At 40.2% G+C, this 14,868-nt stretch carries 14 protein-coding genes; 1 reads left to right on the forward strand and 13 read right to left on the reverse strand.

The genetic code is table 11. From position 1 onward, the window contains the following. Positions 1-27: 27 nt before the first annotated feature. Entirely contained in the window at positions 28-1,476 is a 1,449-nt protein-coding gene (locus AB4153_RS12855) for an NAD-dependent succinate-semialdehyde dehydrogenase (protein WP_371997781.1), read from the reverse strand. Between the two features lie 278 nt (positions 1,477-1,754). Between AB4153_RS12855 and AB4153_RS12860 the strand changes: the two genes are divergently transcribed. Continuing rightward, complete coding sequence (locus AB4153_RS12860) at positions 1,755-2,099, forward strand: DUF3634 family protein (RefSeq protein ID WP_102529750.1); 345 nt, start codon at positions 1,755-1,757, stop codon at positions 2,097-2,099. A 177-nt stretch (positions 2,100-2,276) separates the two neighbouring features. Here AB4153_RS12860 and AB4153_RS12865 read toward each other — a convergent pair whose 3' ends face one another. The 12 genes from AB4153_RS12865 to AB4153_RS12920 all read right to left on the reverse strand — a co-directional run bounded on the left by AB4153_RS12865 (position 2,277) and on the right by AB4153_RS12920 (position 14,687). Beyond that, the gene (locus AB4153_RS12865; protein ID WP_229367830.1) at positions 2,277-2,822 is read right to left on the reverse strand and encodes a DUF3833 domain-containing protein; all 546 of its coding nucleotides are present in this window, start codon (positions 2,820-2,822) and stop codon (positions 2,277-2,279) included. Then, positions 2,822-3,388: a chalcone isomerase family protein gene (locus AB4153_RS12870; RefSeq protein WP_371997691.1), complete on the reverse strand. Its 567-nt coding sequence runs from the start codon at positions 3,386-3,388 to the stop codon at positions 2,822-2,824. The genes AB4153_RS12865 and AB4153_RS12870 overlap by 1 nt, the downstream gene beginning before the upstream one ends. A 61-nt stretch (positions 3,389-3,449) precedes the next feature. After that, positions 3,450-3,974 (reverse strand): DUF2878 domain-containing protein, encoded by a 525-nt coding sequence (locus AB4153_RS12875; protein WP_371997693.1) that lies wholly within the window; start codon positions 3,972-3,974, stop codon positions 3,450-3,452. Positions 3,975-3,977: 3 nt separating this feature from the next. Then, the gene (locus tag AB4153_RS12880) at positions 3,978-5,249 is read right to left on the reverse strand and encodes a cyclopropane-fatty-acyl-phospholipid synthase family protein (protein ID WP_102529754.1); all 1,272 of its coding nucleotides are present in this window, start codon (positions 5,247-5,249) and stop codon (positions 3,978-3,980) included. An 89-nt stretch (positions 5,250-5,338) separates the two neighbouring features. Next, positions 5,339-6,160 carry a DUF1365 domain-containing protein gene (locus AB4153_RS12885; protein ID WP_371997695.1) on the reverse strand — a complete coding sequence of 274 codons (822 nt, stop codon included), beginning with the start codon at positions 6,158-6,160 and terminating at the stop codon, positions 5,339-5,341. Continuing rightward, entirely contained in the window at positions 6,157-7,422 is a 1,266-nt protein-coding gene (locus tag AB4153_RS12890) for an NAD(P)/FAD-dependent oxidoreductase (protein ID WP_248954490.1), read from the reverse strand. The genes AB4153_RS12885 and AB4153_RS12890 overlap by 4 nt, the downstream gene beginning before the upstream one ends. Positions 7,423-7,517: 95 nt before the next feature. After that, on the reverse strand, positions 7,518-8,288 hold the full coding sequence (locus tag AB4153_RS12895) for an SDR family NAD(P)-dependent oxidoreductase (protein WP_371997696.1): 771 nt from the start codon (positions 8,286-8,288) through the stop codon (positions 7,518-7,520). Beyond that, positions 8,285-8,824, reverse strand: coding sequence for a nuclear transport factor 2 family protein (locus tag AB4153_RS12900; protein WP_371997697.1), 540 nt, complete (start codon positions 8,822-8,824; stop codon positions 8,285-8,287). The genes AB4153_RS12895 and AB4153_RS12900 overlap by 4 nt, the downstream gene beginning before the upstream one ends. Positions 8,825-9,239: 415 nt before the next feature. Then, positions 9,240-10,553 (reverse strand): ammonia-forming cytochrome c nitrite reductase subunit c552, encoded by a 1,314-nt coding sequence (locus AB4153_RS12905; RefSeq protein WP_371997782.1) that lies wholly within the window; start codon positions 10,551-10,553, stop codon positions 9,240-9,242. A 146-nt stretch (positions 10,554-10,699) separates the two neighbouring features. After that, complete coding sequence (locus tag AB4153_RS12910) at positions 10,700-11,911, reverse strand: NnrS family protein (RefSeq protein WP_371997698.1); 1,212 nt, start codon at positions 11,909-11,911, stop codon at positions 10,700-10,702. Positions 11,912-12,130: 219 nt separating this feature from the next. Further along, complete coding sequence (locus AB4153_RS12915) at positions 12,131-13,627, reverse strand: deoxyribodipyrimidine photo-lyase (RefSeq protein WP_371997699.1); 1,497 nt, start codon at positions 13,625-13,627, stop codon at positions 12,131-12,133. 97 nt (positions 13,628-13,724) lie between these two features. Further along, a complete protein-coding gene (locus AB4153_RS12920; RefSeq protein WP_371997784.1) occupies positions 13,725-14,687 on the reverse strand; it encodes a YbgA family protein in 963 nt (320 codons plus the stop codon). Positions 14,688-14,868 lie beyond the last annotated feature (181 nt).

Here is a 14,868-nt window from a genome sequence, read left to right on the forward strand (position 1 = left end):
ATAAATAGCTTTTCATCATTTATCAATTTAAACCGCTAAACACACGTATTTCATTTCTAGATACTCATCTAGTCCATGCCTTGAACCCTCTCGGCCAAGTCCTGATGACTTAACCCCTCCAAAAGGCGCAACTTCAGTTGAAATCAAACCCGTATTGACCCCAACCATACCAAACTCTAAGGCTTCAGAGACTTGATACACTAAACTGATATCACGAGCATAGAAATATGCAGCGAGACCAAAGTCAGTGTCATTAGCCATGTTGATCACTTGCTCGACTGATTCGAATTCAAATATAGGCGCTAACGGGCCAAAGGTTTCTTCAGTGGCGACTTTCATTGCCTTTGTTGCGCCTTTAATTACGGTAGGTTCAAAATAATAACCGCCTAAGGGATGATTACTCCCTCCCAATAAAAGTTCTCCACCGAGTGCTAGGGCATCTTGAATATGCGATTCAACTTTACTTATGGCATTACTGTTAATTAACGGACCAATATCTGAAGATTTATCGATACCGTTACCAACTTTTAATTGCGCTACAGCTGCGACAAATTTTTCAGTAAAGAGGTCTATCACGCCTGATTGCACATAAATTCTATTTGCACATACACAAGTTTGGCCTGCATTTCTAAACTTTGCTTGCAGTGCTCCTTCGACTGCTGCATCAATATCTGCATCATTAAAGACAATAAACGGCGCATTGCCACCGAGCTCTAAAGACAACTTTTTAATGGTTGGTGCACATTGAGCCATTAATTTAACCCCAACGGCTGTAGATCCAGTAAACGAAAGTTTTCTCACGGTTTTACTGCTGCATAGCACTTTACCAATTGCTTTCGCATCACCAGTGACCACATTAAGAATACCTGCGGGAATGCCAGCTCTATCAGCTAACTCTGCCAGTGCTAACGCGCTATAAGGGGTGTCAGGGGCAGGTTTTACAATCATGGAGCAACCAGCCGCAAGTGCTGGCGCAGCTTTACGGGTGATCATCGCTAATGGAAAATTCCATGGTGTTATAGCGGCCGTTACCCCAATAGGCTGTTTCGTCACAACAATGCGTTTATCACCTTGATGGCCGGGAATCGTTTCTCCGTAAACTCGTTTAGCCTCTTCAGCAAACCACTGAATAAATGACGCTGCGTAGCCAACCTCTGCTGCAGACTCTGTTAAGGGTTTTCCCTGCTCTAATGTCATGATTAAGGCTAAGTCATTAGTGTTTTCAATAATCAATTGATACCAAACTAATAACACCTGCTGTCTTTCTTTCGCTGTTTTAGCTTGCCATTGAGACAAAGCAACTTGGGCTGATGTAATCGCTAACTGCGTTTCTTTAGCTGCCATTTCAGGTACAGTCCCAATTGATTCATTGGTTGCTGGGTTAGTAATCACAGTAGACTCGCCAGATACTGCATCACACCATTGACCGTTAATGTAGGCTTGTTGACGAAATAGATTTGAATCGCGAAGTTGCAGCATGATGGCCTCATAACAATTAGCAAAAAATGGCAAAGAGATTGGCGTAAATTAGGTGGTGCTTTGGCATAAAGACGCACACATTGATATTGATGTTAGCGAATTTGCCCTCAGATAACGAGAATAACTTACTATAAGTTAATCATTTAAAATAATTGACTTTTTTATTGGTTAATCACAAATGTGAGCTTGGTTATAAAGCTGCAAAAAAAATTGCAATCCTCGGGTAGCAGAGTATCTTAAATAGTAAAGAAGTTGTCATACATAAGGAATTAACCATGCTCGAAACGGGATTAAAAGTATTGTTTGTGCTGGTATTTTTCGTCATTGCCTACAAGCTTATCTTTTCTGGAGCTCGAGGTTTAAAAGTTTTCGAAATGCACTTTAAAGACGGAAAACTCAATAAGCATTCAGGAAAAATTCCTGAGCGTTTCTCACGTGAATGTAAATCTATCGCTAAACATGAAAAGCTCACTTGTACTGTCAGAGCCGAAAAACTTAATGGTGTCAGACTGCACATTTCGGCCAATATCGATGACAAGATTTCACAACGAATTAGGAATGTGTTTCCATTTGAATACTACGATAAGAAGCAACCTGATAATTCAAAGCTCAAAGGTTAATTAAGCGCAATAAAATGGCGCTGATATCTCAATATCAGCGCCATTTTTGCATTGTGAAGTTGCACACGATGAACGTTAAACAATCAGAGTTAATTTATAGTAGTTAGATTATTGTAGTTAACTCATAATAGTTAAATCATAATAGTCACAGGAAATGAAACTCGTACACACTGCTAATTAGTTAACCTTTTGAATGACTAAAGTGACTTCAGCCACTGTGATACCGAATTTAATAATGTCGCTTTTATTAATAATGGTATTTTCATCCACTAAAAACATCCAATCATCAAAATGAACTTCATATTCTGAATCATCAACCACTAAGTTCATATCATAAGCCCAGCGAAGCGCACTGCCCCTCGCTTCACCTTCAGCTATGCCCAAGATATCGTTAGCAGTGCCTTGATACTTACCATTACCTAAATCGGTTATTTTCCAAATGCGGGTTTGTTTTTCGCCATCATCGTAAATAAACCATTCATTAATCACCCCTTCATCACCTTGCCAACTGGCTTCCATGGTGACGGTAAATTTTCGCGTCACTGTGCCAGAATAATCTTGAACAATGCCTGATGCGGTCAACTGGCCATCGAAGAATGTTTTAAGGTTTAATACGGGGGTCGTTTTATCATAATCCTCAATCGATGCTGAAGAGCAAGACATCAACACCAATCCTGCGATTACCACTAAAAAGTATGATTTTATTTTGCTTAGAAGACCCATTATTTGTTTGCTCCAATCAATTGCTCACGTAATTCAGGTCTGCTGGTTTGCTCTGATAGCCAAATACCTAAAAACGCTTTTGAAAATCCAGGTTCTTCGATTATCGGTAAGGGTTTGTCATTATAATAAAATTGGCCTAAGTCATCGCTATGCATCATAAAGCTTAACTTATCGCCCTCTTTAACGTCTGGCCACGCTTGCTCTATTTGCTGCTGTAATCTTGGAATATCTTGATTGGCAATGCCAATGTGTTGCCACTGATCCACTGTTGCTTCGATAAGATCTTCAGCTTCAATATCACGATGGTATTGAATCTCAAGCTTTAGCGGTAGCTGACTATGCTGATAGTCACCATCTACCGACATTAACCTCGCGCTATAGATTGAGAACCAGAGTAAGTCCATGTCTGCTTCACCGACCATCTGCAGCTCAGTATGCTTATTATCATACGCCTGCAATAAGTTAACATTGACTTGTTCTTTCTCAATCAAATCACTCTCAAGCTGAGCTGATGACACTGATAATGGCGTCAATACAATACAAAGTAATAAGGTGTAGACTTTCATTGTGTTAACTCCTTTCGGGTAATATTTTTCATTGAACGATTAAAGAAAAAGATGAAACATTTCATACCAATTTTTCAAAATCGGTACGAGCATGTTTTAAGCCAATCACCTTTGACAGCCACAGAAATAAAGGGAAAATCAATGACCAAATCAACATAAGTGCTAAACCAGAAGTCACTGTGCCATAGGGTAGCTCTACGGCATTTAAATTGGCTCCACCGATGTAACTTAAGCTGCCAAAAATGCCCCCTAGAAGGGCTTGTATCGAAATAGGAAAATGATTAAACAAGGCTAAACTGTAATTAAGTGACAGAGCAAAATAACCCCATAGTAAACCCAACCACAATGGAAATACCTGAAACTCAAACAATCCTATACCAACAAGCACGGTATCCAACAAGATCCCCACCGAGGCACATACCATTAATACTTTAAAATCAAAACTCTTTTGCTGACTGGCGACAAAGTGCCAAATAATCAAAATAATTGGGATAATAATAAGTTGGTTAGCTGCGAGTACACCTGCCCACCAAATCACTTGAAATGCCAGTGCATTGATAATATTTGTATGGGCAGAATGTGGCATTATTTATACGCCGCCAGCTAAAGTGGTGCGGTATTGTGGTCGCACTGCAACCAAATGTACCGTACTCGTTGTACGTTCTAAAAAGCCACCTTCGCAATAGCTTAAATAAAACTTCCACATACGGATAAAGTCATCACCGTAACCAAGTTGCTTTATGGTGTCTTGCGCCTTATCAAAACGTTCATGCCAGTGATACAGGGTTTGCGCATAATCTTTGCCCATATCATCAACAGACCACACCACCATGTCAGTTTGCTTCGCTACGTGTTTATTCATTTCGCTAACAGATGGTAAACAGCCCCCAGGGAAAATATAGCGCTGAATAAAATCAACGCCTTTGCGATAACTGTCATAACGCTGATCGGCAATGGTAATCGCCTGAATTAACATTCTTCCTGATGGCTTTAGTAAGGTTTCTAATTTCTTAAAGAATCCAGGTAAATACTCATGCCCTACAGCCTCAATCATTTCGATAGACACTACGCGGTCATATTCACCTTCAAGCAATCGATAATCACTTTTGAGTAAAGTGACTTTATCTTGCAGACCTTCTTTGTTCACTCTGTCGACAGCATAATCATACTGCGCATCTGAAATCGTGGTCGTAGTAACGTTTACATCAAAGTGCTTTGCGGCATAGATTGCCAATGCGCCCCAACCGGTGCCGACTTCAAGCAACGTTTGCCCAGCTTTTAAATCTAAACGTTCGCAAATTGTGTGCAGTTTATGCAGTTGAGCTTCTTCTAAACTCGCGTCTTTGTGAGGATATAATGCACTTGAATAAAGCATTTCTTTATCAAGAAATTGCTCGTACATTGAGTTACCTAGATCATAATGAGCGAGAATATTTCGTTTAGAACCTGCGGTAGAATTACGATTAAAGACGTGAGTTAATCGGTTCATCCCGACACTAAACCATGAAAAGTAGCGTTCAATATTATCGAGTAATGCTAAGTTGCGCGCGAATAGCTGCACGACTTTGGTTAAGTCAGGACTAGACCAATGACCTTGGATATAAGCTTCACCCGCACCGATAGATCCACCCCAAATAATTTGCTTATAAAAACTTGGGTGAGTCACTTGAATGGTCGCGTGTAAGTCAGACTCAAAATCACCGAATGTTAAACTTTGCTCAGCCGTATCGTCCTTGCCTGAATTAACAATGGTCAAATAGCCACCAGAGAGGTGTTTTAACGCACGTAATAAAATTTTCTTTGCAAAGCTGTCTGAAATACTTGCTTGCTCTACGTTCGCATTAATCGCTGTATTGTCCATATATCTCTCCGATTCTTACATTTAGCATTTCAATTTTTATAATGATGTCTTTCAGTACGTAACAAACTGTCTTTTGGTTTAATTTAAGTTTAATCAGTGTGGGGATGAGCAATAAATGGGATTCTTTTTACAAATAGCTTCATCGCTTGCCAATAAATGCCCCACATGATTTTCAGTGTCATTACAGGAAACCCTATCAACATGTTGCGAATATTACTGGCATTAAATGACTTCCTTCTCAGCTGAAGGCTGGCATCAAATAACTTATTATTGGCATCATCTCGATTTTGAATGGTCACATTAAGTCGCTTGCTTGGTGCAACGACCTGCCATTGATAATGCATGTCCAAATCCATAAATGGCGACACATGAAAAACTTTATCTGTGGTTTCTGTTTGCTCAAGATTCACCAGGTAACAATGGCGTTGATCCCACGGTGTGTTACTGACTTCAGCCAACATATAAATCGGCTGCTTATCTTGATAGCAAAAATAGAAATTAACTGGACTGAAGTAAAAGCCAAAATGACGCACTTGACCGGCAAAAATCACTGACTCACACGATTTAGTTGCCCCCAATTGTTCGATGGTCCACAACACTCGTTGCTTTAGTGCTTTATCTGGTGTGGTATTACTGCTTTGCTTTAAAGAGACACTGTCAGGTATCTCTGTATCACTAAATTGCGATGCAAGGGAGTTTAAGTAGTCATTGGGATTAAACTTAAGCAAAGACCACTTCGTTGTACCAAACAGTCGACTCACTTTGGCTAAATTATCAACCTCATCTAAATCGATGGCTAATAATGCCATTTCATAGGCAAAACTATGGTTTCTAGGAGTAAAACGCCTGTGACTTACTTCACCTTGATACACGCCACTATTAAACCGGTCTTCAGCTATGCTTGAACTCATAGGCTGATGCCGAAATTATTACAAACATCTAAACCACTGCGTACACCATCTTCATGAAAACCGTTATACCAGTAAGCTCCGGCAAAATGCGTATGGCGCACACCGCAAATTTTTGTTCGCTCTTTTTGGGCATTCATACTGGCTTCGTTAAACACAGGGTGAGCATAGTTAAATTTACGCAAAATTTTACTGCTATCAATTAAATCAGTCTGATTTAAAGTGACACAAAATGTCGGTGCATCTTTAGGTAAGCGTTGCAGGATATTCATATTGTAAGTCACGCTAGCAGGCTTATTAGCAATATCTTCAGCGTCTTTACCTTCTAAACGGTAATTCCAACTTGCCCAAGCAGCTTTTCTTTTCGGCAATAAATTAATATCCGTATGCAATACCACCTCATTATTTTGATAAGCCATTGCTCCGAGAACTTCTTTCTCATCTTCAGTGGCATCGGTTAACATCGCTAAAGCTTGGTCGCTATGACAGGCCAATATGACTTCATCAAAATAATGCACTTCATCATTGATTTTGATATTCACGCCATCTTCTTTACGCTCAATAGATGTAACTGGTGAGTTCAAAAATAATCGTTCTTTAAAGGGGGCTATCATTGCTGGGATATAACTGCGAGAACCACCTTCAAGCACATACCATTGCGGACGGTCGCTGATATTAAGTAAACCGTGGTGTTGGAAAAAGCGAATAAAGAAGCGTAATGAAAAAGCACGCATGTCATTGATGCTGGCTGACCAAATCGCGGCCCCCATCGGCAGGATATAATGCTCACTGAAAAAGTCTGAAAAGCCATGAGTGTCTAAAAACTCACCTAAGCTGTTTATTTGATAGTCTTCTGCTTCATATATGGCTTTACATTGATTATTAAATTTAACGATTTCAGCAAGGAAACGATAAAAATCAGGCTTTAATAAATTACGTCGCTGGGCAAACATACTCCACAAAGTGTGGCCATTGTATTCAAGCCCTGTTTGAGTGTTTTGCACGCTAAAGCTCATCTCCGTTGGCAGAGACTTAACCTGTAATCGCGCCATCAATTTTTGAAATCGTGGATAGGTTCTGTCATTGAACACAATAAAACCACTATCGATAGCGTAAGGCTTTCCAGCCACTTCCACATCAATTGTAGCTGTGTGACCACCAATATAATCATTCGCTTCAAAAACGGTAACCTCATGCAACTCACTTAGTAAATGTGCACAGGTTAACCCTGAAATACCCGATCCAACTACGGCAATTTTTTTCATATTAATCCTTCAGGCTTATTCTTTTTATTTTATTAACTCGCCTAATAATGGTTACCAATAATCACCATTATGAGGTCTTCTCAAGTTGTCATCTTTTATGCTTTGTCTGCTTTTGGCGTCAGCATATTGTTAATCACTGCTGATGGCAGACAACTCATTAACTTAAGTAAATAGGTAAAACGCTTAGGAAAATGAATTTCGCCCTTACCCGTTTGCATGCCATGCATAATTGCAGTGGCGGCTTTATCGGCCGATATTTGCATTGGCATCGCAAAGTCGTTTTTATCCGTCAGTGGCGTTTTTACAAAGCCAGGACAAATTACACTTACGCCAATACCATGTGCTTTTAAATCCAAACGTAAGCTACTTGCAAGGTAGTTCACAGCCGCTTTTGATGCGCCGTAAGCCTCAGCTTTAGGAAAAGGTAAATAGGTCGCACTTGAACTCATCAAGCCGACTCGGCCATTGACTGCGATTAAAGGTAAAAAATGCTCTAAACAATAGCCCATTGAAATAACATTGGTTTGAATGACACGCTCGAATAAAGCGCCATCAAACTGAACAGGGTTATTAATGTATTCACAACTCCCCGCATTTAAAATGACCATCTTGAGGGTCAGGCTACCTTGCTGTAAATGATGCGTAAGCTGTTCTGCCGCTTTTTCAATTTGGTGTTTATCATTGATATCAAATACCAGCGGCGTGGCGCCTTTGATGGTATTTAGCCTTTGGGCGTTACGACCACAAGCAAACACTTGGTAGCCTTCAGCTACATACTGCATCGCAAGCGCTAAACCAATGCCTGAGCTTGCACCAGTTATCAGCACTGCGTGTTGACTATTTGCTTGCTTCATTGAGACGCTCATGATGATGCCTTAGCTTTAACCATGCTTATCACTTTGCCCAATACAGGAATTTGCTCATACAACATTTGACCAAGGTCGAAATAGTCTCGATGAGATGTGATTTTGTCTGAAAAGACAAGGTGACTCATGCCATCAACTTGGATTGGATTAGCGCGATTAAGTTTGCTGTGGCTGTAGGTCATCTTCCAAAACACTGAAGCTTGTTCGCTCGTGGCGCAGATCTGTTGAATATCGAAATTAATTGAATCGACATTGGCATATAGATTGGCAAAATAATCTGTGAGCGCACTCATTCCCTTAACGGTATGCAATGGATCTTGAAATACAATATCGTCACTGTATACCTGCTTTAAGAGGTGCAATGTGTCTTTATTGAGTCTTTGGTACATGTTAACAAAGTCATCAATAATCTGCGGCTGTTCAGGTTCAGTTGTCTCAGTCACCTTACTCACCTGCTTAGCGCTAGCAAGTCCGGCTGCTGAAGTCGCCATCGTCGGCTGAAGTAATTCACTAACGTTATTAGTGCTACTGTGCATTTAACTCTCCTTGAACCATCTCATTAAACATCATGTGCTGCTAATCATGCTGTTGCTAAGCATGATGCGCCAATTATCCTTCAGGCTATTTTTAACAACAAAAACGAGTAGTTATCTATTGATATTAATCTTAGTCGAAAGATTTGTCTTACAGAATTTAAACAATAAAAAAAATAATTTTGTTAATTGTTCATACGTCGGTTTTGTTTAAGCAGATCAAAAAAGGCGCTTAGAATTCTCTAAGCGCCTTTTTATTTACTTTAGCTTTTACTTTAGTTTTTACTTTAGCTCTTACTTAACCACTCGCTGAATGGCTTACTTCACTGCATACTTCGCTAGCGATTATGAACTTCGCTACTAGCTACACTGTCAAAATGATATGAGCGAGTAAGTTATTGTGTATTTATAAGTATAGTTACTCGTAACCTCTCACCGCAATTGGGTTCCAGTTTTTCTCAACTTCTTCTTTAATGAACTTCTGTTTCGCTTCACTCAACTTAGCTTCATTAATTCCCACTGCAGCGTGGGCTGATTCTTTAGAGCTAATATCAGGGTATTCCACCTTAGTGACTTTCAAGCTTTCAAGCACTTGTGCTAATACTGCTCTTGCCATTTTAGCTTGCGATGTTGCACGGCTCAGTAACATACGACCTTCATCAGGGTTATGAGCATATAAACCGTGTGATGCCATAGCGAAATCCCAATGCCATTGACCATGACGAATAGCCATAATTGCACTGTTCATTTGTTCCCAGTTAGCACCAGCATCCCAAGCCGCTTTGGCTTCATAATGTGCTTTCACTAATAACCCTTCTACTTCACGGGCCATGGTTTCAATTTCATGCTTATCAGCATCTAATTTTGCCGTAATAGCTTCTTTGCTTTCATGACAACCAATACAGGTTTTATCAAAATGCGGTAGGGCTTTATCTACTTTATGGTTAGTAAACTCTTCGCCTTTGGCATTTTCTTCTACCGGCATATGACAAGTAATACAGGTGACATTGGCTTCAGCATGCTTACTGCGACTCCAATGCTCAAATTCTGGATGACGTGCTTTCAGTATTGGGGTTTTAGAAATCGGGTGGATCCACTCGTAAAAACGACGTGTATCGTAGTATTTCAAAATATTGTCGGTATCACTGCCGAAAATCCACGGCATGTTAACCACATTGCTTTTTTCAGGTTGGAAGTAATACGTCACATGACACTGACCACATACTTGCGCCCCTTGCATTGAGACATCTTGCTTCTCAAACGGAATACCTGTCTTCTGCATGGCGTTTTGCGCATGCGGACGTGGTAAAGCCAATTCTGCACTACCATCCACATGACAATCAGTACAGTAAACAACACTGTTTATCTCAGTGCCTAAATCAGTAAAGTTTGAAGCAGAATAACCTTCAAACCCCATTTCTTTAATCAAACGAGGTGCATCAGGGGTTTTACAAGTCCAGCAGCTAGCTGATGTGCCCATTTCACCTTCTTTTGGCGGTACACCAGTACGCAATGTTTGCGTGACATCGGCTACTGCAAATTGGTGACCACGAGGACTATGGTACTCTTTAGCAAAAGAAGAGCCTGCCCATAAAATAATATTGGCAGGATAACTAGCGAGCATATCTTCGCGTTCAATTTGCTCTTCAGTTTCAGCCCAAGTCTTAAACTGATCAGGGAATTTAGCTTCATTGACATCAGCTTTAGCGATCGCTGCAGCACACGTTGTCATCCCTACAAGCGACACTAAGACTTGACACAAACTCTTGCTTAACGCTTTACCCGCTAGATGTTTTTTAGCAAACAATGCTAATTGCATATTCACAATTCTTCCTTTAAAAATAATCAATAAATGGCGTAATAACATGAAGCAGTTACTTAGCCTGGACGCCCATCAATACGTGGGCGAGATAAAATTGGACTGTAATGCCAAACAAACAATCCAAAAGCGAGAAACCAAAATCCACCCGCTAACCACAACCAAGTTTGGGTTTGCGCAGGAAATATCAGGGGCATCACTGCACGCAATAACGCAGCAATAGGTAAACATACAAAAGCTAATATCATGTTAGGACCTTGATATATATTTCTGCTTGTATGACCCAGTGACACTCTTGAAATCATTGATAAACACAATGATGCTAAACAGCCGATGGCAAACAAATGTAATAAGCTGCGATAAGCAAATTCATTGTTAATAAACCAACCTAAACCCAACAAGGCAATAGGTAAAGATAAGTAAGATAAATGCAATGACCACAGCATTGGCTCTTTCAATGTTTTGTGGGGGAGCCAGCGACTGATTCTAATCAAGTGTAATACACCAGCACTGAGCAATAGCACTTGTTCAACGGCCATCGGTAAAACCTTAAAAATGGCCTGAACAACAAGGGCAATCATTAACACTAGTAAGCTTTTTTCCAATGCAAAAATGGGCTCTGCTTTGGGTTGCTTTACTCTCATTGCAGTAAAGAATGGAATCACTCTTCCACCGACAATAGTGATCAGTAGTGCTAGCCAAAATAACATTCCTTGCCAGATTTGATTAGCTAAAATGAAATTACGCTCTTGTAATGCGTAATAACTCACAAGATTCACTATCAAAGCAACAGTAAGCATGATCGAGAAACCAATATTTTGCCACTGCTTCACTCGATAAACGCAGCGCCACATAGTGAAAGCTGCAATACCTAAAAACAGACTATCGAATATGGCAGGTAAGAATAATGGGATATCAAATGGCAGTAATAATAATAACCTTGCCAATAACCAACTGCTAAAAGTAATCGCTAAAGTGGGACCTTTAAGGCTAGATTGGTTAGTCCATGTTTGTACCGCTGTCAGTAAAAAACCACACACAATCGCCATGGCAAAACCAAATAACAACTCATGTGGATGCCACCAAAGTGGCAAGACATTCGACCAAAAGTTGCTATTAAATAAACTGTACTGCGGTGTGTACCAACCCATTAGCCATAGGGGAATATATAACATTGCCAATGCAGCGCCGCCCAAGAAAAAAGGTCTGAATGCTAATCGCCATATTGCAGCGGTTTTTTCAGTTTCTGCCGGATCGTCAATATTTAGCATAATAATCAAACCTTTTTAATAATGCACTAAAGATGCATTTGAAATATATGTTTATTGTATGTCGTTATTTCTTTTACAGCAATGATAAAAATGTATCACCTTACAAACCTAGTAGAATCTGTGATCTGTCGCAAAGAAAGTGAGCTAAATTGCTCAATAAAAAAGCCACGATTAAGTGGCTTATTCAAATAACAAATTGCTTACATGGGATATTCAGTATTAGCGCTTTAGCGCACTTAACACCTCTATAGCCCGTTTTCGCGCTGCGCTATGCTCAACAATTGGTGATGGGTAAGCCTGATTGGTAACCTTATCTTGTGGCGCAACATTTCCAAACAAATCGTCCTCATTAAAACGAATCTCAGACTGTTCAATAAACAAAGGCTGATGGATCAGTTTAAGTGACTGCAGCGCTAATTCAGGGACATACTGTTTTATAAAACTGGCATCGGGGTCAAATTTACTGCTTTGGTTCATTGGATTAAACACACGAAAATAAGGCTGAGCATCACATCCCGTTCCAGCGGACCATTGCCAGCCACCATTATTTGCAGCTAGATCACCATCAATGAGTTTTTGCCTAAAATATCGCTCACCCCAGCGCCAATCAATAAGCAAATGTTTAGTGAGGAAACTGGCCACGACCATTCTTAAACGATTATGCATCCAACCCGTTTGATTAAGCTGTCTCATCGCTGCATCAATGATTGGGAAACCTGTACGCCCCTCACACCATGCTGTGAACTGCGCATCATCATTTACCCATTGAACATCATCGCCTTTTTCATTAAAGCTTTTGCCTTTTGAAAGCCTCGGGAAAGCGACTAAAAGATGACGATAAAATTCCCGCCAAGCCAGTTCATTTATCCATGTTTTAGCAGGGCTTGTATCATCCACTAGCGCTTCAGGGTAATAGCTCAAAGCTGTCGCTAAGCATTGCTTTGCACTGATAACACCAATTGCTAAATAGGGTGATAATTTACTGGTGTTATCTAATGCCGGAAAATCTCTTTCGAGTTGATAATCCTGAATGTGCTGCTGACAAAAATAATCCAATATTCGTTTGGCTTCTCCCTCTCCTGCTCGCCATAAATTGCTTGAGACTTTTTTAGCAACATGGTCAGTCTCAAACACTATCGGATCTGGCTCAGCTAATGCAGGTCCTATTGGCGCAGGGACAGGTAAAGGAGCAATCATTTTACTCGACGCGATTTGACGCCATTTTTTGGAAAATGGCGTAAAGACCTTATACATCTGTCCCGAAAGGTTTTTCACCTCGCCCGCATTGATAATGCAGTCTTGAGTAACAAAAGTGATTGGCAGACCAATATCGAGTAATTGTTGATCGCGCTTTCGTTCATTAAACTCAGGCTCTTGAGTCGCAAATACTTGATCTATCTGATTATCAGTTAAAAAGTTGGGCAGCCAATCCATCACATCATCAAACCAAGGCAAGGTCACTACCGTGAGTTTTACCCCTAACGCCGCCAGACCTTGTGCAAGGATATTTAGATGACGCTCAATAAAATCGATTTGAATCGGGGCAACATCATGGCTTTGCCATTGTTTAGGGCTAACAATATATAAGGCTTCAACCTGCGGACAAGTCGACTTATCAAAATTGGCCAATTCTGTTTTCGCCAAAGCAAATGCTTCACAAACAGCAAGGTTGTCGGCAAGACGTAAATCTTGTCTAAACCAAATAAGTGATTTCATGTCAGGGCCTTAACTCAGATTAAAACAAGAATGAAGTGAAGAATTAACTGAACAAATACAGGCCAAAAATTATTGGCCTGTATTTTAATGTTTAAGTTTAATAAGCGTATCGTAGTCTTAATGCTTCAGGGTGAGGGTTTAAATAAACCTGACCTTCAATGTATGGTGTTGGATACTCACGCAGATAGTGATTAATCAATGTAATAGGTACTAGTAAAGGTAACAGTCCTTCACGGTATTTCATGATTGATTCAGTTAATTCTTGTTTTTGCTCTTTAGAAAGATGCTTCTTAAAATAGCCCTGAATATGCTGCAAGGTACTGGTGTGGTTTTTACGAGTTGCTTTAATCTTTAACGCCGTCATAAAACCTACAAAATAGCTTTGCGCAGCAGCATCAAGATCATCAATGTTCGCTAAAATCGGCCCTAAATCACGATACCATTGAGGGCTATGAGCCATTAGAAGGTATTTATAACGGGCGTGAAACTGCATTAGTTTATGCTTGGTCCAGCCTTCAGCTTGCAAGGTATGCCACTCATGATACGCATATACTCGAGTGATAAAGTTTTCTTTAATCACTGGATCATGCAAGCGCCCCTCTTCTTCCACAGGTAACTCTGGGTAGGTATCCATCAATTTTTTTGCAAATACACCCACGCCGCTTTTGGTACCGTTATTGGTGCCGTACTTATACTCAATGACTCTTTCCATGCCACAGGTTGGCGATTTAGCGCAAAGAATGTAACCACCAATAAAGTCGAGTTCACCAACACGTTTTTGACTGTACTCTTCAAGTTTATCTGTTACATCAATACTGCCATCAGCACTTTTTAAATAAATTTTATCGCCGTCGAGCTCTTGACGGATAGTTTTGCGAGGCGCGCCCATACCTATTGCCATCTCTGGGCAAACACTGATGTAGTCGAAAAATGGAGCGAGGTCGATATTGCAGTAATTTGAGTTTTTATGGCCGCCATCAAACCGCACTTTTTGACCTAATAAGCAGCTGCTGATACCAATTTGTATTTTTTCAGGATTAAAGGTTTCTCTATTCACGATACGACTCCTTGTGGCTTAAAGACCATTACGTTGTGTAATGGCGTTTAGATCACTTGCCTGTATTGATATTAGCCTTTAACCCATTAAATTATAATAAAAAGTAAATTTTTATCTTGATAGAGATGAAATCGGAGGTTTACTGTTCCAACCTATAACTCATGTGATGTTTAAAAAACAAGCA

It is taken from the genome of Shewanella sp. 10N.286.52.E4, from assembly GCF_041468785.1.
In the GTDB taxonomy this organism is placed as follows: Bacteria; Pseudomonadota; Gammaproteobacteria; order Enterobacterales; family Shewanellaceae; genus Shewanella; species Shewanella electrodiphila.

Bases quoted from the DNA above. Each gene is read 5' to 3' on its own strand.
- AB4153_RS12860 (WP_102529750.1), top strand. From the start codon at position 1,755: ATGCTCGAAACGGGATTAAAAGTATTGTTTGTGCTGGTATTTTTCGTC.
- AB4153_RS12865 (WP_229367830.1), bottom strand. From the start codon at position 2,822: ATGGGTCTTCTAAGCAAAATAAAATCATACTTTTTAGTGGTAATCGCA.
- AB4153_RS12870 (WP_371997691.1), bottom strand. From the start codon at position 3,388: ATGAAAGTCTACACCTTATTACTTTGTATTGTATTGACGCCATTATCA.
- AB4153_RS12875 (WP_371997693.1), bottom strand. From the start codon at position 3,974: ATGCCACATTCTGCCCATACAAATATTATCAATGCACTGGCATTTCAA.
- AB4153_RS12880 (WP_102529754.1), bottom strand. From the start codon at position 5,249: ATGGACAATACAGCGATTAATGCGAACGTAGAGCAAGCAAGTATTTCA.
- AB4153_RS12885 (WP_371997695.1), bottom strand. From the start codon at position 6,160: ATGAGTTCAAGCATAGCTGAAGACCGGTTTAATAGTGGCGTGTATCAA.
- AB4153_RS12890 (WP_248954490.1), bottom strand. From the start codon at position 7,422: ATGAAAAAAATTGCCGTAGTTGGATCGGGTATTTCAGGGTTAACCTGT.
- AB4153_RS12895 (WP_371997696.1), bottom strand. From the start codon at position 8,288: ATGAGCGTCTCAATGAAGCAAGCAAATAGTCAACACGCAGTGCTGATA.
- AB4153_RS12900 (WP_371997697.1), bottom strand. From the start codon at position 8,824: ATGCACAGTAGCACTAATAACGTTAGTGAATTACTTCAGCCGACGATG.
- AB4153_RS12905 (WP_371997782.1), bottom strand. From the start codon at position 10,553: ATGACAACGTGTGCTGCAGCGATCGCTAAAGCTGATGTCAATGAAGCT.
- AB4153_RS12910 (WP_371997698.1), bottom strand. From the start codon at position 11,911: ATGCTAAATATTGACGATCCGGCAGAAACTGAAAAAACCGCTGCAATA.
- AB4153_RS12915 (WP_371997699.1), bottom strand. From the start codon at position 13,627: ATGAAATCACTTATTTGGTTTAGACAAGATTTACGTCTTGCCGACAAC.